The following is a 26,059-nucleotide window of genomic DNA, read 5'->3' as shown; positions in this document are numbered from 1 at the left end:
CTTCATATTGCGGCGATCACACTAGCTGTAGGGGCATGAACGCTAGTTGAATGGCTTGTTATCTGCTTGCTCAAGATAGACAGCGGGTATTGCCCGGATGGCCGTATAAGCCATCGGCGGGCACCAAACGCAAAACGCCCCACCAATTGGCGGGGCGTTCTGATCTTTTGATGGGTGATGCGGACTTATGCCGCTGACCAGCGTTCGGCCATACGCGCATTGTCCATCTGCCACAGGTTGCCGATGGTGTCGGGCGATGAAATGCGGTTGTTCACAGCCTGCACATAGTTGGCAAACATCGGGATCAGCACCCCGCCATCGTCGCGCAGAATTTGCTGCATCTCGCCGTATTGCTGACGGCGTGTGTCGCTGTCCAATTCGGCACGTGCCGAGAGCAGCAGTTCCTGGAAGCGTGCATTGTCCCAGAAGCTGTCATTCCACGGCACACCAGCCTCGTACGCGGTCGAGAACATCCAGTCCTCGGTTGCACGACCCGACCAGTAGCAGGCACAGAATGGCTTTTTCAGCCAGACATTGGACCAGTAGCCATCCGCAGGCTCTTGCACCACGTTGATGTTGATACCGCCGGAAGATGCGGATGCCTGGAACAGTTGGGCTGCGTCAACAGCGCCTTCGAAGGCAGCATTGGATGCAGACAAATCAATGTCCAGACTATCGAGGCCCGCTTCCTTGAGGTAGAACTTGGCCTTGTCCGGATCATAGGACAATTGCTCCATATCGCCCGCGTAATACTGGTTTGCAGGGCCGATTGGGGTGTCGTTGCCGACCTGGCCGTGACCCAGAAGGATCTTGTCGACCATTTCCTGACGGTTCACACCGTATTTGATCGCCCGACGCACATTCACGTCATCAAACGGGGCAGCATTGGTATGCATTGGGAAGCTGTAATGCTGGTTGCCGGTCACTTCCTGAATGCGCAGCGCGGGGTTGGCTTTCAACAAGGCTTCGGTTTTGAAGTCGATCCGGTTGATCGTATCCACCTGACCGGTCATCAGCGCGTTCATCCGGGCGGTGTTGTCGTTGATCGCGATATACTCGACCTCGTCAAAGAAGCCCGCGCTGTCGCCCTTGTAGTGGTCATCGACCCGCTTGCCCACAAAACGCACGCCCGGATCAAAGGACACGACGCTGTAAAGGCCCGTGCCGATACCCTGCGCGATGGCTTCATCAATCTGGCCAGCCGGGAACATCAGGATGTGATAGTCGGACATCAGATAGGGGAAATCCGCATTGCCAGAGGCCAGCGTGAACTGGATCTGGTGCTCGCCCAGCTTTTTCATCTCTGTGATGGCTTCGACGATAGGTTTCGCGGCAGATTTGGAATCTTCCCCGATATGCATGTTCAGGGACTCAATCACGTCGTCCGCACCGAACGCCTTGCCATTGTGGAAGGTCACGCCCTGACGCAGATTGAATGTCCAGGTTTTCGCATCTGCGGTGGCTTCCCAGCTTTCGGCCAGTTCCCCTTTGAGGGATCCATCTGCGGCCACTTCTGTCAGGCAGTCAAAGACCGTGCCATGTGCGGATGCGATCATGAAGATGTCGGAATGCGTCCGGCCATCCCAGCTATCTGTAGTGTTCGCGCCACTGAGGCCCGCGGTTAACTTGCCCCCGCGCGTTTGCGCCCGCAACGGCATGCCCGACAGGCCAAGCACACCAGCGGCGGCACCGGTTTTCAATAGACCGCGTCTACTAATTCCATTCATTAGAAGTATCTCCCTAGTTAGTTTGCCAGGCCGTTACCGGCCCGATTTTGTCCCCACGTTCGTGGTTGTTTATTACATCTTGTTGACAGCGGCATCGCCGATATTGTCGACGCCGCGTTCTGCCAGCAGATTGGTTAACCAATCCGGGTCCATTTCAGGGACCGACGACAAGAGAAGATCAGTATAGGCGTGATGGGGCGGGGTGAACATGTCGTCTTTGGGTCCCTGTTCCACGACACGCCCGTCTTTCATTACCACAACCTCATCTGCAATCGCCTTCACGGTCGCCAAATCATGGGTGATAAACATATAAGAAAGCGACAGCTGGTCCTGCAATCGCGCCAAAAGTCGCAGGATTCCTTCGGCCACCAATTGGTCGAGCGCTGATGTGACCTCATCACAAATAATGAATTTCGGTTCCGCAGCCAGCGCGCGCGCAATGCCGATACGCTGCTTTTGCCCGCCGGAAAGCTCGGATGGCAAACGGTGGTAATACTGGCTGGGCTCCAGCTCAATCTGTTCGAGCAATGCATCAACCCGTTTGCGCTTTTCTGCCCCTTTCAGGCCCAGATAGAACTCCACCGGGCGCGCGATGATCTGGCCGATGGACATGCGCGGGTTCAGCGCCGTATCCGCCATTTGATAAATCATCTGCACCTGGCGCAGCTGCGCCTTGTTTCGCTTGCGGTAATCGGCCGGCAGCGGTTCCCCATCAAGCATGATTTGCCCGGCCTTGGGCGGCAGCAGGCCGGTGATGCAGCGCGCGGTCGTTGATTTGCCCGATCCGCTTTCGCCCACAACCGCAACCGTGCGTCCTTCATGCATGTCAAAGCTAACATCATAGAGAACCGGCACCTTGCCATAAGACGCATCAACATTTTGCACCGCAATCACCGGCGTGGCGCCGGCCACGACCGGCGCTTTCAAGGGCCGTTCAAAACTGCGTACCGCCCAAAGCGACTTGGTATATTCCTGTGTGGGGGCCGCCAGCATCGTGCGCGTATCCGCTGTCTCGACCTCATCCCCCTTAAGCAACACCTTGATCCGATCAGCCATTTGCGCAACCACGGCCAGATCATGCGTGATATAGATCGCAGCCGTGTTGAACTGCTCGACGATGTCGCGGATCGAGGCCAGAACCTCGATCTGGGTGGTCACATCAAGTGCGGTTGTCGGTTCGTCAAAGATAATCAGATCGGGGCGGCATGACATCGCCATAGCCGTCATGCAGCGCTGCAATTGTCCACCGGACACCTGGTGCGGATAGCGAAACCCGATCTGATCCGGGTTCGGCAGGCGCAGCTTGTGGTACAGCTCCATCCCGTCTTGTTCGCTTTCCCCGCGCCCCATGACATTGTGCTGTGTCGGCCCTTCCACATGCTGATCCATCAGCTTGTGCGCCGGATTAAAGCTGGCAGCGGCAGATTGCGCGACATAGGCGATCCGTTTGCCAAGCAGGCCGCGTTTGACGGCGGCAGAGGCTGTCAGCAGGTCAATCCCGTCAAATTCAACGGTGCCTTCGCTGATCCGCACACCGTCGCGGGTATAGCCCATGGCCGCCAGCCCCAGCGTCGATTTGCCCGCCCCGGATTCGCCGATCAGGCCCAGAACCTCGCCGCGCATCAGGGTCAGATCGACCCCATTGATGATCGGGTTCCATGTCTCATCGCTGCGGCCTTCAAGCTTGATGCCGCGAATTTTGACCAGAGGTTCGTCTGCGCTCATTCTTTCAGCCCCGAGGATTTATGCAGCATCCAGTCGACCACAAAATTCACCGCCACCGTCAGCAGGGCAATCGCGCCTGCCGCCAGAAGTGGCGCGGTCGCTGCAAGTGGCGCAAATTGCGCGTAGTTCACGAACCCGCCCAGATCGCGCACCATGGTTCCCCAATCGGCAAGCGGCGGCTGGATGCCCACGCCAAGGAATGACAATGCCGCAATGGTCAGGAAGACAAAGCAAAAGCGCAACCCGAACTCTGCCAGCAGCGGGGCGGTTGCGTTGGGCAGGATTTCCTTGAAGACCAGATATCCCAGGCCCTCACCGCGCAGCTTGGCGGCTTCGATATAGTCCATCACCACGATATTCTGCCCGACGGCACGGGCCAGCCGGTAGACACGGGTGCTGTCAATCACCGCGATGATAATGACCATGAAAACAGTCAGCGGAATGCCAAGTTCCGGCGCCCAGACACTGGCGATGGTCATCAGCAGCAATGCAAAAATCAGCGATGGGATCGCCATCAGCACGTCGACCATCCGGGACAAAAGCTGATCCAGCCAACCGCCGAGGGTTGCGGCCAGAAATCCAAACGTCCCACCCAGAAAAAATGCAAGAAGGGTCGTCGCAAACGCGATCCCAACGGTATTCTGCGCCCCATAGATCAGACGGCTGAGGATATCGCGCCCGATCTGATCCGTGCCAAGCGGGAATGCCGGGTCGCCTCCAAGCGCGGGATCGCCGCCCGGTACGATATTGGCTGCCACGCCCGGAATGATCTGTTCCTGTCCGAATGGCGCAATCAACCCCGCAAAAATGGCGAAAATCGCATAGATCAGAATTGTCAGCACCCCGAAAGAGGCCGTCAGCGGCATCGAACGGAACAGCTTTTTGCTGCCAGCCGTCCCAACGGTTCGGCCAAGAATGCGAAACAGCCACGCGGCGATGGCAAACAGAATGAACCCTTCAATAGCGATGCGCAGAAAGAAGAACTTGTTGGCAACGGCCGGATCAGCGCTGCGCCCTTGCACATAAGCCCAGATCAGCCAGATCAGAACCGCCGCACCCAAGACATACCCATAGGCGACCCCATAAGGCATATCGCGGAATTTTGGCGCGTTGCCGGTGGCGGTCTGCCCCGCAAAACGGAACACCCAGGCGACACCGCCCATGACGACGAGGGCTGCGATAAACCAGATCATTTCGGATGCCTCAGGCGCGGGTTGGACAGGATCGACATCACATCAGCCGTCAGGTTCAGCAGGATATAGGCCGCCGCAAAGATCAGGCAGCAGGCCTGCACCACCGGGATGTCCCGGATTTTTACGCTATCTACGAACAACTGCCCGATACCCGGATAGACAAAGACAACCTCGACCACGACGACGCCGGTGATCAGATAGGCCAGGTTCAACGCAATCACATTGATAATGGGCGCCAACGCGTTCGGTAACGCATGTTTGACGATCACCCGGATCGGGGACAGGCCCTTGAGCCGTGCCATCTCGATATAAGGCGAGGCCAGCAGGTTGATGATTGCGGCACGGGTCATCCGCATCATATGCGCCGTCACCACAAGGGTCAGGGTCAGCGCAGGCAGCATGGATTTTTCAAGCCGTTCACTGAAGGCCATGCCTTCGAAGATATTGGACAGCGACGGGAAGATCGGGTTCAGCACGGCCAGAAACAGGATCAGGATATAGGCCAGAAAGAATTCCGGGCTGGAAATAGACGACAATGTCGCGATATTGGCTGCCCGGTCAAAGACCGTGTTGCGATAAAGTGCTGCCAAAACGCCCAATGTGATCGCAACCGGCACCGCAATAACGGCTGTGACCATTGCAAGAAACATCGTATTGGCAAAACGGGGTGCGATCTGCTGGGCAACCGTGGTTGCCCCCGACGTTGTTCCGCTGAATGTGGCAAAGTTTGCCTGCGCAAAGCTAGAGCCGAAATCACCCCGCAACACGCCCCCTAGCCAATCGAAATAACGGGTCACCATCGGCTGATCCAACCCAAGATCCCGCCGGATCGAGGCCACGGCCTCGTCAGTGGCACCCTGACCAAGAATGTTCTGCGCAAAGTCACCCGGCAAGAGGTTTACAGCGACAAAGATGACGATCGACACGATCAGCAATGTCAGCAACCCCAGCGCCAGGCGTTGCAGAATAATCGTTAGGACGTTGCCCAAAACTCGGTGTTCCCCGTTAGTTGGGGCAAGGTTAACGGCTGAGACACGGCTGTAAAGCCTAAAGCCCCAATTTCCCCCGTTGGGCCGCCATGAGGTCCATCGTGCGCACCAATTCCGCACTGATGCCGGGTTCCGACAGCGCATGTCCGGCCCGCCCAATCAGCGCAAGCCGCGATTTCGGCCATGCTTTGGACAGCCGATAGGCCGAATGTGGCGGGCAGATCATATCGTAGCGGCCCTGGACGATCGCCCCCGGTATATGGGCGATCTTCGCCATCTGCGCCGGGTGCAATATCTGCTGATCTGCATCCAGAAAACCAGCATTCACAAAATAATGGTTTTCCAGCCGCGCAAAGGCACGGGCATAATCTGCCGGGCTGTCGCCGGTCACCCCGTCATTGTCGATTGACGCCAGCGCATTTTCCCAGGCGGCCCATGCGCGGGCATAGCGGGTCTCTTGCGGCAGATCCCCCGAAAACAGCCGCCGGTGATAGGCCGCAATAAAGTCGTCCTGCTCGTCTTCGGGGATCAGGGACGCAAAACGCTCCCACAGATCGGGCCAGAATTTGCCCGCACCGCCCCCATAGAACCAGTCCAGCTCTGGTTTGGTCATCAGGAACACGCCGCGCAGGCTAAGGGCGGCAACCCGGTCCGGATGCGCCTGTGCGTAAATCAACGCAAGCGTGGCCCCCCAGGACCCGCCAAATGCAATCCAGCGCTCGATACCAAGGGTCATCCGGATCCGTTCGATATCAGCAACCAGATGCCACGTCGTATTTGCCCGCACACTGGCATGGGGGCGCGACCGGCCACATCCACGCTGATCGAACAGGATAATCCGATAGGCGTTCGGATCGAAATAACGGCGCATTGCCGGGCTGCACCCGCCACCGGGACCACCATGCAGCACCACAACCGGTATCCCGTCGGGATTTCCGCATTGTTCCATATAGATACGATGCCCATCGCCCACCTCAATAATCCGCTGATCAAACGGATCAATGGGCTGATAAAGATGCGCACCTGGGCGCTTTTGTCCTACGACTCTATCCATATTCACCCTATATCGCATATCGAAACCACTGACCACGACCAGCGCAGCCAACGGAGCCATCAAATGTCCACCACAACTGTTGATCCCGCCGAGATTGCAAAATTCGAAGCCATGGCGGCCGAGTGGTGGGATCTCAATGGCAAATTCAAACCGCTGCACATGATGAACCCCGTCCGACTGGACTACATCACGCAGCAGATCGCGGCAGAGTTCGGGCGCGACCTGCAGGACACTGCCCCATTTGCGGGTTTGCGCATTCTTGATATCGGTTGTGGCGGCGGGCTGCTATGCGAACCCATGGCAAGGCTGGGCGCCGAGGTGGTTGGCGCAGACGCGGCCGCACGCAATATTCCGGTTGCACAAATCCACGCCGAGAAATCCGGGTTAGCCATCGACTACCGCCACACCACTGCCGAAGCGATGGCCGAAGCGGGCGAACAATTTGACGCCGTGCTGAACATGGAAGTGGTCGAACATGTGGCCGACCCGCAAACCTATCTGGATGCCTGTCACAATCTGATGAAGCCGGGCGGGATTCACATCTGCTCGACGATCAACAGAAATCCCAAATCATTTGCAATGGCAATTGTCGGCGCGGAATGGGTCATGCGCTGGTTGCCCAAGGGCACTCATGAATGGTCGAAATTCATCACGCCGGACGAGCTATTTGCCTTTCTCGAAAAGGCCGGCATGACGCCGGTGGACCGCAAGGGTTTTGTTTTCAATTTTGCCCGGTTCACCTGGTCCATTTCTGATCGCGATCTGTCGGTCAACTATGTCACGGCCGCAACGAAACCGGGCTGACCGAAACACATCAGTCGTCACGATATCTATCATCTTTTAGCTAATTTGGCGCGATTCCGGTTTACAGCGACCCGCTTTTGCAACGCGCAAGCGAGCACCATATGTGCCGCAAGCCATTGATAACGAAAAGTATCTTTCGCTTTCACAAAGAGTATCGTGGTTAACCCAAAACCGCGCCACTCACCTGCATCAAAACGCTTCATTTCCTTCAATTTCATCTGTTACCGTTTTTTAACGGATCCCTGTGATGCCGCATGTCGGGTGTGGTATTCTGGCGTGTAGGGATTCAGTAATGAAGTCGTTCTTCTCTCAAATTAAGACCTCTTTGAGCAAGTCTGATCAAGGACAGACCGGCAAGTCCGGGGCTAGTCCGAAGACACATCAGAAAAACGCCGACCGCCCCGATGATGTCACCGAAGAGATTGACGCCAACAACATCAGCGGCAGTGGTGCAGCCGTCAGCGGCGCCGCCGCGACCCTGGCCGTCTTATCTGGCCTTTTGAAGCCCAACAGCGCTGAGGCTGACATCGTTTCGGATACGGATCGCGTCTCCAATCCAGATCGCCCGTCGCAACCAGATGCAAACACATCTCCAGCGACGGCCACGGCCCCACAGCAAGCCGGTTCGCCAGCCCGTGGATCAACTGTGCAAGCCGCTCCGAACGAGGAAACTCAAGCGCCGACCGATGCACCGGACCCGGCCGGCCAACGATCACAGTCAGCTATTTTCCCTGATATCACCCCACAAAACGCCGAACCTGCCGACAGCAATGCGGTATCCGGTGGTCCCGCACCTGAAAATCGCGCGGAAGACCCCGCACCAACAAGCGACGACGCGCAGATTGATGGCGCCGGCAATCCGTCCGACGCCACTGATGCGGGCCCGACGCCCCCCAGCATTCCCGATACGCCCTACCAATTGCCCGAGCCGGTCCCACCCGCCCGGCCAACGATAGCGATCGAACCGGACATCAGAGAAGCCGACGACACGAACCCGACAATCGGCACGATCACAAGTTCAGACGCCGACCCGGACGGCACCACATACTTTCTGGCTGATCCCCAAGGGCGACCGGTCGATCACCCGCTTGTCGAAATCGTTGGTAGCGATATTCGGGTGCGTCCAGGCGTCAGTCTGGACTTCGAGCAACTGCCAAGTTTCGACATCACAATTGTGGCCGTCCATGACGGTCTCACATCCGCCCCGCAGCAGATCACCCTGACGATCAATGACGTGGCCGAGGATATCGTGCTGGCCGATACAGGCGTCAGTTTTGCCGATACCGGCGTGACGGAAAACACCGTCACCGGTGGCGCGGGCGATGATACGATCACCGGCAGTGCCGGCGCCGATACCCTGTCCGGCGGGGCGGGGGATGATACCCTGACCGGCGGGGCCGGCACGGATAGTGTCCGCTATGCCGGGGATCTGGCCGATTACGCGATCAGCTATGATGGCGACAGCGCCACCTTTACCATCACCGATACCAACACAGCCGATGGGCTGGATGAAGGCACAGACCAGCTGACCGGGATCGAAAGCTTTGTCTTTAACGGCACCGCCTATAGTGCTGCCGATCTGCAGACCGAGGCCGCCCGCCAGGCCAATACCGCCCCCGGCAGCCCCGCCATTGCCAGTGGCGGCGCCGTGGACGAGACCGCCGCCGCCGGCACCCTGGTCGCCACGCTGGCCGCGACGGATGCGGATGGCGACACGCTCAGCTATCAGATCACCGATGCGGCCGGCACGCCGGTCAGCGACCCCGATTTCCAGATCAGCGGCAATGAGATCCGGCTCCGCCCCGGGGCCGAGATCAATTTTGAGACCGCCCAGACCCAGACGCTCTATGTCACGGCCGCAGATGCCTTTACCACATCCGCCCCGCAGCAGATCACCCTGACGATCAATGACGTGGCCGAGGATATCGTGCTGGCCGATACAGGCGTCAGTTTTGCCGATACCGGCGTGACGGAAAACACCGTCACCGGTGGCGCGGGCGATGATACGATCACCGGCAGTGCCGGCGCCGATACCCTGTCCGGCGGGGCGGGGGATGATACCCTGACCGGCGGGGCCGGCACGGATAGTGTCCGCTATGCCGGGGATCTGGCCGATTACGCGATCAGCTATGATGGCGACAGCGCCACCTTTACCATCACCGATACCAACACAGCCGATGGGCTGGATGAGGGCACCGACCAGCTGACCGGGATCGAAAGCTTTGTCTTTAACGGCACCGCCTATAGTGCTGCCGATCTGCAGACCGAGGCCGCCCGCCAGGCCAATACCGCCCCCGGCAGCCCCGCCATTGCCAGTGGCGGCGCCGTGGACGAGACCGCCGCCGCCGGCACCCTGGTCGCCACGCTGGCCGCGACGGATGCGGATGGCGACACGCTGAGCTATCAGATCACCGATGCGGCCGGCACGCCGGTCAGCGACCCCGATTTCCAGATCAGCGGCAATGAGATCCGGCTCCGCCCCGGGGCCGAGATCGATTTTGAGACCGCCCAGACCCAGACGCTCTATGTCACGGCCGCAGATGCCTTTACCACATCCGCCCCGCAGCAGATCACCCTGACGATCAATGACGTGGCCGAGGATATCGTGCTGGCCGATACAGGCGTCAGTTTTGCCGATACCGGCGTGACGGAAAACACCGTCACCGGTGGCGCGGGCGATGATACGATCACCGGCAGTGCCGGCGCCGATACCCTGTCCGGCGGGGCGGGGGATGATACCCTGACCGGCGGGGCCGGCACGGATAGTGTCCGCTATGCCGGGGATCTGGCCGATTACGCGATCAGCTATGATGGCGACAGCGCCACCTTTACCATCACCGATACCAACACAGCCGATGGGCTGGATGAAGGCACAGACCAGCTGACCGGGATCGAAAGCTTTGTCTTTAACGGCACCGCCTATAGTGCTGCCGATCTGCAGACCGAGGCCGCCCGCCAGGCCAATACCGCCCCCGGCAGCCCCGCCATTGCCAGTGGCGGCGCCGTGGACGAGACCGCCGCCGCCGGCACCCTGGTCGCCACGCTGGCCGCGACGGATGCGGATGGCGACACGCTCAGCTATCAGATCACCGATGCGGCCGGCACGCCGGTCAGCGACCCCGATTTCCAGATCAGCGGCAATGAGATCCGGCTCCGCCCCGGGGCCGAGATCGATTTTGAGACCGCCCAGACCCAGACGCTCTATGTCACGGCCGCAGATGCCTTTACCACATCCGCCCCGCAGCAGATCACCCTGACGATCAATGACGTGGCCGAGGATATCGTGCTGGCCGATACAGGCGTCAGTTTTGCCGATACCGGCGTGACGGAAAACACCGTCACCGGTGGCGCGGGCGATGATACGATCACCGGCAGTGCCGGCGCCGATACCCTGTCCGGCGGGGCGGGGGATGATACCCTGACCGGCGGGGCCGGCACGGATAGTGTCCGCTATGCCGGGGATCTGGCCGATTACGCGATCAGCTATGATGGCGACAGCGCCACCTTTACCATCACCGATACCAACACAGCCGATGGGCTGGATGAGGGCACCGACCAGCTGACCGGGATCGAAAGCTTTGTCTTTAACGGCACCGCCTATAGTGCTGCCGATCTGCAGACCGAGGCCGCCCGCCAGGCCAATACCGCCCCCGGCAGCCCCGCCATTGCCAGTGGCGGCGCCGTGGACGAGACCGCCGCCGCCGGCACCCTGGTCGCCACGCTGGCCGCGACGGATGCGGATGGCGACACGCTCAGCTATCAGATCACCGATGCGGCCGGCACGCCGGTCAGCGACCCCGATTTCCAGATCAGCGGCAATGAGATCCGGCTCCGCCCCGGGGCCGAGATCGATTTTGAGACCGCCCAGACCCAGACGCTCTATGTCACGGCCGCAGATGCCTTTACCACATCCGCCCCGCAGCAGATCACCCTGACGATCAATGACGTGGCCGAGGATATCGTGCTGGCCGATACAGGCGTCAGTTTTGCCGATACCGGCGTGACGGAAAACACCGTCACCGGTGGCGCGGGCGATGATACGATCACCGGCAGTGCCGGCGCCGATACCCTGTCCGGCGGGGCGGGGGATGATACCCTGACCGGCGGGGCCGGCACGGATAGTGTCCGCTATGCCGGGGATCTGGCCGATTACGCGATCAGCTATGATGGCGACAGCGCCACCTTTACCATCACCGATACCAACACAGCCGATGGGCTGGATGAGGGCACCGACCAGCTGACCGGGATCGAAAGCTTTGTCTTTAACGGCACCGCCTATAGTGCTGCCGATCTGCAGACCGAGGCCGCCCGCCAGGCCAATACCGCCCCCGGCAGCCCCGCCATTGCCAGTGGCGGCGCCGTGGACGAGACCGCCGCCGCCGGCACCCTGGTCGCCACGCTGGCCGCGACGGATGCGGATGGCGACACGCTGAGCTATCAGATCACCGATGCGGCCGGCACGCCGGTCAGCGACCCCGATTTCCAGATCAGCGGCAATGAGATCCGGCTCCGCCCCGGGGCCGAGATCGACTTTGAGACCGCCCAGACCCAGACGCTCTATGTCACGGCCGCAGATGCCTTTACCACATCCGCCCCGCAGCAGATCACCCTGACGATCAATGATGTGGCCGAGGATATCGTGCTGGCCGATACAGGCATCAGTTTTGCCGATACCGGCGTGACGGAAAACACCGTCACCGGTGGCGCGGGCGATGATACGATCACCGGCAGTGCCGGCGCCGATACCCTGTCCGGCGGGGCGGGGGATGATACCCTGACCGGCGGGGCCGGCACGGATAGTGTCCGCTATGCCGGGGATCTGGCCGATTACGCGATCAGCTATGATGGCGACAGCGCCACCTTTACCATCACCGATACCAACACAGCCGATGGGCTGGATGAGGGCACCGACCAGCTGACCGGGATCGAAAGCTTTGTCTTTAACGGCACCGCCTATAGTGCTGCCGATCTGCAGACCGAGGCCGCCCGCCAGGCCAATACCGCCCCCGGCAGCCCCGCCATTGCCAGTGGCGGCGCCGTGGACGAGACCGCCGCCGCCGGCACCCTGGTCGCCACGCTGGCCGCGACGGATGCGGATGGCGACACGCTCAGCTATCAGATCACCGATGCGGCCGGCACGCCGGTCAGCGACCCCGATTTCCAGATCAGCGGCAATGAGATCCGGCTCCGCCCCGGGGCCGAGATCGATTTTGAGACCGCCCAGACCCAGACGCTCTATGTCACGGCCGCAGATGCCTTTACCACATCCGCCCCGCAGCAGATCACCCTGACGATCAATGACGTGGCCGAGGATATCGTGCTGGCCGATACAGGCGTCAGTTTTGCCGATACCGGCGTGACGGAAAACACCGTCACCGGTGGCGCGGGCGATGATACGATCACCGGCAGTGCCGGCGCCGATACCCTGTCCGGCGGGGCGGGGGATGATACCCTGACCGGCGGGGCCGGCACGGATAGTGTCCGCTATGCCGGGGATCTGGCCGATTACGCGATCAGCTATGATGGCGACAGCGCCACCTTTACCATCACCGATACCAACACAGCCGATGGGCTGGATGAGGGCACCGACCAGCTGACCGGGATCGAAAGCTTTGTCTTTAACGGCACCGCCTATAGTGCTGCCGATCTGCAGACCGAGGCCGCCCGCCAGGCCAATACCGCCCCCGGCAGCCCCGCCATTGCCAGTGGCGGCGCCGTGGACGAGACCGCCGCCGCCGGCACCCTGGTCGCCACGCTGGCCGCGACGGATGCGGATGGCGACACGCTCAGCTATCAGATCACCGATGCGGCCGGCACGCCGGTCAGCGACCCCGATTTCCAGATCAGCGGCAATGAGATCCGGCTCCGCCCCGGGGCCGAGATCGATTTTGAGACCGCCCAGACCCAGACGCTCTATGTCACGGCCGCAGATGCCTTTACCACATCCGCCCCGCAGCAGATCACCCTGACGATCAATGACGTGGCCGAGGATATCGTGCTGGCCGATACAGGCGTCAGTTTTGCCGATACCGGCGTGACGGAAAACACCGTCACCGGTGGCGCGGGCGATGATACGATCACCGGCAGTGCCGGCGCCGATACCCTGTCCGGCGGGGCGGGGGATGATACCCTGACCGGCGGGGCCGGCACGGATAGTGTCCGCTATGCCGGGGATCTGGCCGATTACGCGATCAGCTATGATGGCGACAGCGCCACCTTTACCATCACCGATACCAACACAGCCGATGGGCTGGATGAGGGCACCGACCAGCTGACCGGGATCGAAAGCTTTGTCTTTAACGGCACCGCCTATAGTGCTGCCGATCTGCAGACCGAGGCCGCCCGCCAGGCCAATACCGCCCCCGGCAGCCCCGCCATTGCCAGTGGCGGCGCCGTGGACGAGACCGCCGCCGCCGGCACCCTGGTCGCCACGCTGGCCGCGACGGATGCGGATGGCGACACGCTGAGCTATCAGATCACCGATGCGGCCGGCACGCCGGTCAGCGACCCCGATTTCCAGATCAGCGGCAATGAGATCCGGCTCCGCCCCGGGGCCGAGATCGACTTTGAGACCGCCCAGACCCAGACGCTCTATGTCACGGCCGCAGATGCCTTTACCACATCCGCCCCGCAGCAGATCACCCTGACGATCAATGATGTGGCCGAGGATATCGTGCTGGCCGATACAGGCATCAGTTTTGCCGATACCGGCGTGACGGAAAACACCGTCACCGGTGGCGCGGGCGATGATACGATCACCGGCAGTGCCGGCGCCGATACCCTGTCCGGCGGGGCGGGGGATGATACCCTGACCGGCGGGGCCGGCACGGATAGTGTCCGCTATGCCGGGGATCTGGCCGATTACGCGATCAGCTATGATGGCGACAGCGCCACCTTTACCATCACCGATACCAACACAGCCGATGGGCTGGATGAGGGCACCGACCAGCTGACCGGGATCGAAAGCTTTGTCTTTAACGGCACCGCCTATAGTGCTGCCGATCTGCAGACCGAGGCCGCCCGCCAGGCCAATACCGCCCCCGGCAGCCCCGCCATTGCCAGTGGCGGCGCCGTGGACGAGACCGCCGCCGCCGGCACCCTGGTCGCCACGCTGGCCGCGACGGATGCGGATGGCGACACGCTCAGCTATCAGATCACCGATGCGGCCGGCACGCCGGTCAGCGACCCCGATTTCCAGATCAGCGGCAATGAGATCCGGCTCCGCCCCGGGGCCGAGATCGATTTTGAGACCGCCCAGACCCAGACGCTCTATGTCACGGCCGCAGATGCCTTTACCACATCCGCCCCGCAGCAGATCACCCTGACGATCAATGACGTGGCCGAGGATATCGTGCTGGCCGATACAGGCGTCAGTTTTGCCGATACCGGCGTGACGGAAAACACCGTCACCGGTGGCGCGGGCGATGATACGATCACCGGCAGTGCCGGCGCTGATACCCTGTCCGGCGGGGCGGGGGATGATACCCTGACCGGCGGGGCCGGCACGGATAGTGTCCGCTATGCCGGGGATCTGGCCGATTACGCGATCAGCTATGATGGCGACAGCGCCACCTTTACCATCACCGATACCAACACAGCCGATGGGCTGGATGAGGGCACCGACCAGCTGACCGGGATCGAAAGCTTTGTCTTTAACGGCACCGCCTATAGTGCTGCCGATCTGCAGACCGAGGCCGCCCGCCAGGCCAATACCGCCCCCGGCAGCCCCGCCATTGCCAGTGGCGGCGCCGTGGACGAGACCGCCGCCGCCGGCACCCTGGTCGCCACTCTGGCCGCCACGGATGCGGATGGCGACACGCTCAGCTATCAGATCACCGATGCGGCCGGCACGCCGGTCAGCGACCCCGATTTCCAGATCAGCGGCAATGAGATCCGGCTCCGCCCCGGGGCCGAGATCGACTTTGAGACCGCCCAGACCCAGACGCTCTATGTCACGGCCGCAGATGCCTTTACCACATCCGCCCCGCAGCAGATCACCCTGACGATCAATGATGTGGCCGAGGATATCGTGCTGGCCGATACAGGCATCAGTTTTGCCGATACCGGCGTGACGGAAAACACCGTCACCGGTGGCGCGGGCGATGATACGATCACCGGCAGTGCCGGCGCCGATACCCTGTCCGGCGGGGCGGGGGATGATACCCTGACCGGCGGGGCCGGCACGGATAGTGTCCGCTATGCCGGGGATCTGGCCGATTACGCGATCAGCTATGATGGCGACAGCGCCACCTTTACCATCACCGATACCAACACAGCCGATGGGCTGGATGAGGGCACCGACCAGCTGACCGGGATCGAAAGCTTTGTCTTTAACGGCACCGCCTATAGTGCTGCCGATCTGCAGACCGAGGCCGCCCGCCAGGCCAATACCGCCCCCGGCAGCCCCGCCATTGCCAGTGGCGGCGCCGTGGACGAGACCGCCGCCGCCGGCACCCTGGTCGCCACGCTGGCCGCGACGGATGCGGATGGCGACACGCTCAGCTATCAGATCACCGATGCGGCCGGCACGCCGGTCAGCGACCCCGATTTCCAGATCAGCGGCAATGAGATCCGGCTCCGCCCCGGGGCCGAGATCGATTTTGAGACCGCCCAGACCCAGACGCTCTATGTCACGGCCGCAGATGCCTTTACCACATCCGCCCCGCAGCAGATCACCCTGACGATCAATGACGTGGCCGAGGATATCGTGCTGGCCGATACAGGCGTCAGTTTTGCCGATACCGGCGTGACGGAAAACACCGTCACCGGTGGCGCGGGCGATGATACGATCACCGGCAGTGCCGGCGCCGATACCCTGTCCGGCGGGGCGGGGGATGATACCCTGACCGGCGGGGCCGGCACGGATAGTGTCCGCTATGCCGGGGATCTGGCCGATTACGCGATCAGCTATGATGGCGACAGCGCCACCTTTACCATCACCGATACCAACACAGCCGATGGGCTGGATGAGGGCACCGACCAGCTGACCGGGATCGAAAGCTTTGTCTTTAACGGCACCGCCTATAGTGCTGCCGATCTGCAGACCGAGGCCGCCCGCCAGGCCAATACCGCCCCAACCGACATCGCCTTTGCCAGCGGCGGTTCCGTTGACGAGACAGTCGCGGATGGTGGCTCTATCGGCAGCGCCAATGACCCATCCGGGACAACCGTGGCCACCTTGAGCACAACGGATGATGCGGGTGACACTCACAGCTACACGCTGGTGAATGATCCATCCGGCAAATTCGAGATTGTCGGGAATGACATCCGCGTCCGGTCCGGGCAGACGATTGACCATGAAACCGATAGCGCGTTCGATCTGGTCATCCGCAGCACCGATAATTTCGGCGAAAGCGTCGAGAAAACGCTAACGATTGACGTCACAGACTATGAGGGTCGCTACACGGCAGGGGATACCGGCGAGACAATTGCTGGAACCTCGGAAGAAAACTTCATCCTGGGCGGGGCCGGAAACGATACGATCATCGGCAATGCCGGCGGCGATGACCTGTCAGGCGGGGCCGGCCGGGACATTCTTAAGGGAGAGCATGATCTTATTACAAACGGGGATCTGGAAGCGGGGATCGGATGGGGGGCCTATTCCGCTGATGGAAATCCAGCAGGCTGGTCAACCGACTCGGGCGGGATCGAAGTATGGGCCTCTGGATATAATAACATCGAGGCCACTGACTATGGCAATTTCGTGGAAATCGATGGCGCTGCCGGAACATTAGGCAACATCTATCAGGACATCACCACAGTCGCAGGCGACACCTATCAACTTAGCTTCAGTCTGCATGACTCCCCCGGCCATGAAGCGGACGGGATCGAAGTATATTTCGGCGGAAATCTCCTTGGTACCTACTCGGCCGCAGATGGCCAGGGTTGGGACGTCTTCACACTTAATGTAACGGGTGCGGGCGGCACCGAGCGGCTTGAATTCAGAGAGTTAGCTGCGGAAGACAACGGGCTTGGCCCACTTCTTGATCAGATCAGCCTGACAACAATATCTGACGACATTCTGCGGGGTGGCGACGGAAACGACAAGCTGACCGGCGGTGCCGGAACCGATACGCTTATCGGTGGGGACGGCGTTGACGAATACATATTTGCCGATAACTGGGGCACTGACACAATCGCGGACGCAACTGATACCAGTGGCGATTTCATCAATATGAGCGCCGTGACCACCGATGTGGACATGACGTTCGCCGACAATGATACCGGCACTGCGACAGATGGTGTCAACGTGTTGAATTTTGACGGGGTCAATTTGGCGATCACCGGCGCAGGCACCGACTACATCGACGGATCCGCGATGACCGATCGGCTTGCCGTGGAAACGGGCCGCGGCGACGACACGGTCATCGGTGGCACCGGTGGCGGTTCATTTATAATGGGTGCTGGTGACGACGTCGTCTCGATCAGCGGTGGCGACAGCTTTGTCGAAGGTCAGGAAGGCGACGATACGATCACGACGGGCGGCGGAGATGATACCATCTACGGCGGCGATGGAAACGACATTATTCGGTCCGGTGGCGGCGATGACTTTATCACTGGGAATGCCGGAAATGACGACATTACCGGCGGGGCCGGTGACGATGAAATTGCTGCCGGATCCGGCACCGATCGAGTCTTTTACGACGGCAACTTTGCCGACTACGCGATCAGTTACAATTCCGGCGCAAGTCGGTTCACCATTACCGACATGAACGCAACTGACGGCGATGAAGGGACCGACACCATAACAGGTGCAGAAAGCTTTGTCTTTAACGGCACCGCCTATAGTGCTGCCGATCTGCAGACCGAGGCCGCCCGCCAGGCCAATACCGCCCCCGGCAGCCCCGCCATTGCCAGTGGCGGCGCCGTGGACGAGACCGCCGCCGCCGGCACCCTGGTCGCCACGCTGGCCGCCACGGATGCGGATGGCGACACGCTGAGCTATCAGATCACCGATGCGGCCGGCACGCCGGTCAGCGACCCCGATTTCCAGATCAGCGGCAATGAGATCCGGCTCCGCCCCGGGGCCGAGATCGATTTTGAGACCGCCCAGACCCAGACGCTTTATGTCACTGCCGCAGATGCCTTTACCACATCCGCCCCGCAGCAGATCACCCTGACGATCAATGATGTGGCCGAGGATATCGTGCTGGCCGATACAGGCGTCAGTTTTGCCGATACCGGTGTGACGGAAAACTTCATTCAGGGGGGGGCAGGTGACGATAACATCACGGGGTCCGACAACGCCGACTATATCTATAGCGGCGGCGGCAACAATATCTTCAACACTGGCGCCGGGAATGACGAGATCATTTCAAGCACTGGAAATGATACGATCAATGCTGGCGATGGTGATGACTACATTATCGAGTATGGCGGAACGGATATCATCAATGCCGGCGCCGGCGACGATTATATTAACCTCGGCGATGGCAACACAACGCTTGATGCGGGCGATGGCGCGGACCTGATCGATTCCAATGCAGGCGATGACGTGATTGATGGCGGTGCTGGCACCGACACGATGCGCTATGGTGGCCGGCTAGAGGATTTCGCGATCAGCTATGATAGCGACACCGACACGTTCACAATCACTGACCAGAATACGGCCGACGGGCTGAATGAGGGGACAGACACAGTTACGGGGGTCGAAAACTTCAGCTTCAGACGCACCAGCTATACCCATGCGGATCTGGTGGCCGAGGCCGAACGTCAGGCCAATACCGCCCCGACCGACATCGCCTTTGCCAGCGGCGGTACGGTTGATGAGACAGTCGCGGATGGCGGCTCTATCGGTAGCGCCAATGACCCATCCGGGACAACCGTGGCCACCTTGAGCACAACGGATGATGCCGGCGACACCCACAGCTACACGCTGGTGAATGATCCATCCGGCAAATTTGAGATTGTCGGGAATGACATCCGCGTCCGGTCCGGGCAGACGATTGACCATGAAACCGATAGCGCGTTCGATCTGGTCATAAGGTCCACGGACCAACATGGCGCCAGCGTCCAACAAACCCTGACGATCCAGGTTGACGACTTCGAAGGAAGCTACACCGCGTCCAACACGGGCGAGGTCGTTACCGGCACATCCGAAGAGGACACCATTATAGGTGGCACCGGCAATGACACGCTTACGGGCGGCGCTGGCGACGACCAAATCATTGGTGCGCAAGGCGACGATATCATTGATGGTGGCGATGGTGACGATACCGCCTATTTCCATGGCGATGTCAGCGACTATGATATCAGTTATGACGGTGACAGTGACACTTTCACCATCACCGATCTTAATCCGAACGACGGGCTGAATTCAGGTACGGATAGCGTAACCGGCGTCGAGGTCTTCTACTTCAACGGCACCACATATACCGCCGCAGAAATAGAAAGCCTCGGAGCAGCCCCTGCCGCCGATAACCCCGACTACGACAGCGGATTCGCTGAGACAGCCACAAGAACGGGCACATCAGGCAACGATAGCATTTATGGCACGTCCTCGGTTGACGTCGTTTATGCACGTGGCGGCGATGACAATGTATATGCCATGTCCGGCGATGACATCATCTATGCCGGGTCAGGAAATGATACTGTGGCGTCAATGGACGGCAATGATACTGTCTATGGTGGCTCTGGTGAGGACAGGCTTTTTGGCGGAAACGACGATGACACCTTGTATGGTGACGGCGGAAACGACACTCTTGACGGTGGTGCCGGCAACGACACTTTATATGGCGGCACCGGCAATGACATGCTGACCGGACATCTGGGCGACGATACAATGTACGGCGGTGATGGCGATGACATTTACGTCGTTGAAGCCCTGCAGGGAAATGATGTCATCGAGGATGCATCGGGATGGACTGATATCATCGCATTGACAGATGTTGGCGGTGTGCAAGGGGTGTCGGGCAACACGATCGATGGGGATGGCTGGACGATGATACTGGACAATGGCAGCTCTGTTGTTGGGTCCTCGACCAACAGTCTCGATCTGTCAAGTGATGCGGCCGGGGTGATCACATTCGATCAGGGCGGATCGGTCGATTTCATCGGTATCGACCGTATCACCTGGTAGCCCGGTTTTCGGCCTCCGCTTCGTCATGCAGGCGGGCGCGGAGGCTGCGCCAATTGGCTAAAATTGCGCCAATTAACCAAAACTTACACCTAAACTGGTAGGCTGGTCTGCGAGTAGGAATACGCAAGCGGGTTGGTCATGAAACTACAGGAAGATATGCGACGATTGCGTCGTAACCCGCATATCGTGGCGGGGTCACTCGCCATCAATCTGCTTGGATTGGCGCTGCCGCTGATGATGATCCAGATTTACGATCGCATCATCCCGCGGCAAGGGTATGAGACCTTGACGGTTTTGATGCTGGGCTTGTTTGGGGCAGCCCTTGCCGAATTCTGCCTGCGTGTTGCCCGGGGACATCTTGTTGCCTTGGCCAGCGTGCGGTTCGAAAGCTTTGCTTACACAACCGCATATCAACGATTGCTGCAATTCGGCAGCCTGCAGGACAGCATTGATCAAGGCACGCAGCATGACCGGATGGAAAGCATCAATCGGGTCCGACAGCACCATGGAAGCGATGCGGCCACCGCATTGCTGGATATTCCGTTCATCGCCATTTTCGTCACCGTCATGACCCTGATTTCCCCCGTGATGGGGGCTGCGATCTGCGCCTTTGCGGCGATATCGCTGTGCATTGTGTGGATACAACGGCGCAAGATCTTACGCGACAGCCTGGAACGGCAGGATCGGGATCGGCGGCGGCACTCTTTCCTGATGGAGACCCTGGAAGGGATCGAGATGATCAAGGGGCTCGGGATCGAGCCATTGATGCAGCGCCGTTATGAAAAGCTGATGTCGGTCAGTGCCTTCATGACCCATCAGATCAGTGGTCGGATCAATTTTTCCCAGGGTGTGACCGCCGCCATCGGACTGATGGCGCCGGTATTCATGTCCGGCATCGGCTCGGTCCTTGTCATTTCGGGGCAAATGTCCATTGGCGGCCTTGCTGCCACCGTTCTTCTTACCGGGCGGGTCATTCAGCCGACATTGCGGATCGAGGCGTTGTTGGCGGGCGAACGTGACACGCGCCGGTCGGAACAAGATGTGAATGACCTGCTGCTCACCCCGATGGTGCATACCGGCGAAATGGTGATCCCGCGCGTCGACGAAATTGCGCTGGATGACGTCTCATTAGCGCCGGGTAATGACGGAAAGTATGTGTTCAGGAACGCCACGGCCAGATTGCGGCGCGGCGATTGCGTTTTGCTGGCCGGTAATGAGGGGGCCGGTCGTTCGCTGCTACTGGCGCTGCTGGCGGGACATGTCGCGCCAACCGACGGGACCGTCAGAATAAATGATATCCCGCTCCCCGATATCCACAGCGCCATCCTCGCGGACCGGATCGCGTTGCTGTCGGCTGACCATACGCTTCTTGAGGGGACGTTGTTGGAAAATATGACGGCGTTCGAGCCGGCAAAGTACAGTGATGCCGCCTTTGCGCTTGCAAGTGAACTGGGTATTCGGGAGTTTATTCTGCAGCATTCTGACGGCCTCAGCCTGCGGGTGGCGGCACGCACGGAAACAAGCCTGCCGAAATCAATCCATGATGGCATTTTGCTGATCTCTGGCTTGGTCAGGTCGCCTGACATCATTCTCTTTGACGAGGCGAATGCCGGGTTGGACCGCGCGACAGATCTGCGCATGATCGAGATTTTGCGGCAGCGCATACCAGACGCGATCACGGTGATGGTCACTCACCGCCCGTCTTACATGGCGCTGGCCAATCGGACGTTTACGCTGAATGATGGCGTCTTGCGTGAAAAGACACTGACCGCATCACCCCCCAAGGCGCGGGTGGCATCATGACGGCATTGACACCGCTGATACTGGAAAACCCGTTGCCGCCCGACAGGACGGGCGCGCCCAGGCTTGATCCCGAGGTTGAGCGCCGGATTGACGCAACACGTGATCATACGCGCGCGTACGCCTTCTTGCGTGATGGGCTGAAAACAGGGCGGTTTGGGGGGGTGTCAACCAAATCGTCGGCGGCACTGGCCATGGTAGAGGTGCTGCAGCGCGTTTCCTGGCCGGTCAACTATCGCACGTTCGCCGGCGCAATCCCGCACTACGCCGAAACTTTCGGCGTGTCAGAAATGCGCACTGCACTTTGCATACTTGGTTTTTCGACATCCTCTGACCGGGTGCGCGGCCGGAATTTGGCAACCTTGCCGCCCGGGTCCTTCGTGGTCACGAAATATGGGCGATGCCTGTTTCTGGCCTATGATAACCGCCGGCAGCCAGTGCTGTATGATCCGCAAACAGAGCGGTTCAGCAAGCTTCGAAAATCCAGGATTTATGACTGCCAGATTGTTGAGGAATTATCTGACCAAACGCAGTCGCAAAATGCGCGATCAGGTTGGATTTCCAAGACATTTGCTCGATTTGGATCGGAAAACCGAACGATCCTGACCGTGACGTTTCTGTCAAATGCTCTTATCATTCTTGCATCGCTGTCGGTTGGTTTCATCTTCGACAAGGTGCTGCCCGCAAAAGCCTATGACACCTTAATCAGCCTTTTGATGGGGGTTGGGTTGCTGTTGTTTTGCGACTTGCGGCTTCGGCGAATAAAGTCACGGCTGATCGCCCGTGTCTCGGGGCGGCTAGAATACATTGTCAGCAGTGTACTATATGAAAAACTGATCAGCTTTCGGTTGGAAATGCTGCGCGCCAGCTCGGTCAGTGAACAGATCAATCGGTTGAAACAGTTTGAAACGGTCCGGGATTTTTATTGCGGCCCGATCGTCGCCATTCTGTTTGAAATGCCGTTCGTGGCGCTTTTGTTCGCAACGATCTTCTGGCTTAGCCCGCCTGTCGCGGTGCTGCTTTTGGGCGTCACTGGTGTCTATCTGGTTGTTGGCGCCACGCTTTATCCACGAATAAAGCGCACATCAAAAGAAATGGCGGCTTTGCGCGCCGATTGCCTGCGTCTTCAGGAAGAGACGATCAGCCAACGCGATCAAATCGTGCGCCGGGGGTTGGGGCAGGTTTGGGCTGCGCGACTTGCGCCGCGTTTTCGGCGCCTTGGCGTTGCGCGGCACAAGCAGGATTCGATCTGGCTTCTTCTCAATAGCCTGATTGCGGTTGTATCGCCTTTGGCCATTGGCGGGGTGATTACCATCGGCGCGCTCGAGGTGATGAGCGGGAACATGACCGGCGGCGCATTGATCGCCTGTATGATCCTGTCTTCGCGGCTTCTCAGCCCCGTTCAGCAAGCCCTGATTCTTGCCGTTCGCGCGCCTGAAATTGCAAGTCTGTTTCGACAAATGGACGCCATGATGCAAATCCCGTCCGGCAGCCCGGATCGCCCCTTGAACATGTCTGAACTCTTGCATGGCGACCAAAAGGCCCCTGCCATCACGGTTGACGGGCTTGTGCTGCGTTATCCCAAATCAGTCGCAGCCGCGCTGAAAGGGCTGACCCTTACTATCGCGGGCGGCAGTTTCACCTGCGTGACTGGCGCATCCGGGGTGGGAAAAACGTCACTACTGAACGCAATCATGGGGCATTACCGGGCGCAAAGCGGCAGGGTGCTGATCGGTGCCGCCAATATCGAACAGTTTGAGCCTGCGCAAAAGGCGGACCTTATCGGATATCTGGGGCACCGCTCGCTTCAGATCCACGGCACGTTGGCGCAAAATCTGCGCCTGACAAAACCCGAAGCGACAGAGCAGGAGATTGAGGAAATTTGCAGTGAAATGGGCATTCTTGATGCGATCCGGTCATTGCCCCAAGGGTTCGACACCCGCATGGATTATCAATTTCGCCACCGCTTTCCGCCATCGTTCCGAACCAAATTTGCCATTGCCCAGCTGCTGTTGAAAAACCCAAAGGTCCTGTTGCTGGATGAACCAGAGGCGGGATTGTCCGATGAAGACGAAAAACGGTTGATGTCCGTGATCAAAAACCGCCGCGGGCGGATGACCACCATCATGGTCACCCATCGCCCCAGCCTTGTGCGGCAGGCTGATAACGCGCTGGTCCTGCGCGACGGTCAGGTTCAGTTTTTCGGCGCACCGACAGAACAAAATGCGAGGAGTGGATGATGCAGCAACGAAAAAAGCCAGAACAGGCCAAACGCATCCTGGGCGCAGACAGCCAGAAAAGGGACATTCAGGTGATGTCCGGTCTGATTGCCAGCCAACATCTGAGCGAGCGGCATGACGGGAAATATGCCCGCGCCCTGATCTGGGGCATTGTCGCCATGCTGGGCGCCTTTGTCTATTGGGCTGCGATCACGCCGGTATATGAAATCGTCACCGGCGAAGGCACCATTCGACCCGAAGGTCTTTCCACCCGTATTGAACATCGCGACGGCGGCATCGTCGCTCAAATCAAGGTTGCCGAAGGTGACCGTGTTGCCGCAGGCGATGTCATTGCGCAGCTGGATGTCGCAGACCTGCATGCTGAACTGGAAAAGCTCCGCGCCAGTCTGTCGGGTATCGACGCACGCGTGGCCCGCCACAGATGGTTGTTGTCACTGGATCTTGCCAATGATGCCAGCCCGCACCCCGCCGGCCTTGAAGTACCCCCAACATTTACCGAAGATATCAGCTATCGGAAGGCGCAACTGGAAACCATGCGCGCACGACGCAATGTGGCCGAGGCAAATCGCCAGGCGCTGGCAACCCAGCGCCGTACGGCGAACGAGGAATTGGTCATCCTGCGCGGGCAGCTTGACCGCTATCAACGGCCAAGTGCCGCAAATGTTGTCACACTTGCCCGGCGCGAGGAATTGCACCGCGAAATACTCCGCCTGCAAAGTACCATTGCCCAACTTGAAGGCGATATGGCGATCCAGGTGGCTACGATTGCGCAGATGCAATCTTCGCAGGCCGAATTGATCGCCCAGTTTCGGCGCGAAGCACGATTGCAGCTACAGGATGACCTGGAAGAACAAATCGCTACCCAACAATCCATTCTGCAGATTGAGGATCGCCTCGCTCGTAACATTCTGCTCGCGCCTGTCGCGGGAACAGTGAACGGGTTGACCGTCCAAAATAGTGGTGAGGTGCTGGGGGCAGGCGAAATACTTGCAGAGATCATCCCCGCAGGTGCCAAATCATATGCAGAGATCGAAATCCCCGCTGATCGTATCGGTGGGGTCGAAATTGGGCATGTCGCCAGCGTCAAGGTGCTGACCTACGATTTCACCCGTTTTGGCGACATTCCGGCCATTGTCGAACGCATATCGCCATCAAGCTTTGTGAAGGATAATGGCGATGTGGTCTTCCGGGTTCAGCTGTCCTTTGCCCAAGATCACCTGACGACGGCCGGGGCTGTGCAGCGCATCACCCCGGGGATGACCATTTCAGCCGATATCAGATCTGAAAAACGGACGATTTTGTCATATCTTCTGAAACCTGTTCGGGTCATCGCTGACGGCGCCCTGACCGAGGCATGATCTTACCCCGGCCCACGCATCCGCTCAGATCGGCGGCGCAGCGCCTCTAGTGTAAAGAGCAGCGCTGCCGACAAGACGACAAGCAACGACC

The 26,059-nt window shown here is 59.7% G+C and carries 11 protein-coding genes; 5 read left to right on the top strand and 6 right to left on the bottom strand.

Going from position 1 to position 26,059, the window contains the following annotated elements; genetic code table 11:
- Positions 1-185 precede the first annotated feature (185 nt).
- From AABB31_RS14600 to pip, 5 genes are all read right to left on the bottom strand, one after another.
- Complete coding sequence (locus AABB31_RS14600) at positions 186-1,727, bottom strand: ABC transporter substrate-binding protein (protein ID WP_373634916.1); 1,542 nt, start codon at positions 1,725-1,727, stop codon at positions 186-188.
- Positions 1,728-1,799: 72 nt separating this feature from the next.
- Entirely contained in the window at positions 1,800-3,452 is a 1,653-nt protein-coding gene (locus AABB31_RS14595; RefSeq protein WP_342077446.1) for an ABC transporter ATP-binding protein, read from the bottom strand.
- The gene (locus tag AABB31_RS14590; RefSeq protein ID WP_373634915.1) at positions 3,449-4,645 is read right to left on the bottom strand and encodes an ABC transporter permease; all 1,197 of its coding nucleotides are present in this window, start codon (positions 4,643-4,645) and stop codon (positions 3,449-3,451) included. Before AABB31_RS14590 ends, AABB31_RS14595 begins: the two co-directional genes overlap by 4 nt.
- On the bottom strand, positions 4,642-5,634 hold the full coding sequence (locus tag AABB31_RS14585; protein WP_342077448.1) for an ABC transporter permease: 993 nt from the start codon (positions 5,632-5,634) through the stop codon (positions 4,642-4,644). Before AABB31_RS14585 ends, AABB31_RS14590 begins: the two co-directional genes overlap by 4 nt.
- Before the next feature lie 58 nt (positions 5,635-5,692).
- Positions 5,693-6,688: a prolyl aminopeptidase gene (gene pip / locus AABB31_RS14580; RefSeq protein WP_373634914.1), complete on the bottom strand. Its 996-nt coding sequence runs from the start codon at positions 6,686-6,688 to the stop codon at positions 5,693-5,695.
- 63 nt (positions 6,689-6,751) lie between these two features.
- Between pip and ubiG the strand changes: the two genes are divergently transcribed.
- Positions 6,752-7,492: a bifunctional 2-polyprenyl-6-hydroxyphenol methylase/3-demethylubiquinol 3-O-methyltransferase UbiG gene (gene ubiG, locus AABB31_RS14575; protein ID WP_342077449.1), complete on the top strand. Its 741-nt coding sequence runs from the start codon at positions 6,752-6,754 to the stop codon at positions 7,490-7,492.
- A 29-nt stretch (positions 7,493-7,521) separates the two neighbouring features.
- On the opposite strand, the gene AABB31_RS14570 is transcribed toward ubiG, so the two are convergent.
- Complete coding sequence (locus AABB31_RS14570; protein ID WP_342077450.1) at positions 7,522-7,710, bottom strand: hypothetical protein; 189 nt, start codon at positions 7,708-7,710, stop codon at positions 7,522-7,524.
- A gap of 107 nt (positions 7,711-7,817) precedes the next feature.
- Between AABB31_RS14570 and AABB31_RS14565 the strand changes: the two genes are divergently transcribed.
- The 4 genes from AABB31_RS14565 (at position 7,818) to AABB31_RS14550 (ending at position 25,968) form a co-directional block, all read left to right on the top strand.
- Positions 7,818-20,570, top strand: a complete 12,753-nt coding sequence (locus tag AABB31_RS14565; RefSeq protein ID WP_373634913.1) for a beta strand repeat-containing protein — start codon at positions 7,818-7,820, stop codon at positions 20,568-20,570.
- Positions 20,571-20,708: 138 nt separating this feature from the next.
- Positions 20,709-22,373, top strand: a complete 1,665-nt coding sequence (locus AABB31_RS14560) for an ABC transporter transmembrane domain-containing protein (protein ID WP_342077453.1) — start codon at positions 20,709-20,711, stop codon at positions 22,371-22,373.
- Complete coding sequence (locus tag AABB31_RS14555) at positions 22,370-24,610, top strand: peptidase domain-containing ABC transporter (protein ID WP_373634912.1); 2,241 nt, start codon at positions 22,370-22,372, stop codon at positions 24,608-24,610. Before AABB31_RS14560 ends, AABB31_RS14555 begins: the two co-directional genes overlap by 4 nt.
- The gene (locus tag AABB31_RS14550) at positions 24,610-25,968 is read left to right on the top strand and encodes an HlyD family type I secretion periplasmic adaptor subunit (RefSeq protein ID WP_373634911.1); all 1,359 of its coding nucleotides are present in this window, start codon (positions 24,610-24,612) and stop codon (positions 25,966-25,968) included. Before AABB31_RS14555 ends, AABB31_RS14550 begins: the two co-directional genes overlap by 1 nt.
- Positions 25,969-26,059: the final 91 nt, after the last annotated feature.

This window comes from Yoonia sp. SS1-5, from assembly GCF_038443705.2.
Lineage (GTDB): Bacteria > Pseudomonadota > Alphaproteobacteria > Rhodobacterales > Rhodobacteraceae > Yoonia > Yoonia rhodophyticola.
The sequence above is the reverse complement of the archived record's forward strand: the minus strand, read 5'-3'. Positions and strand labels throughout refer to the sequence as shown.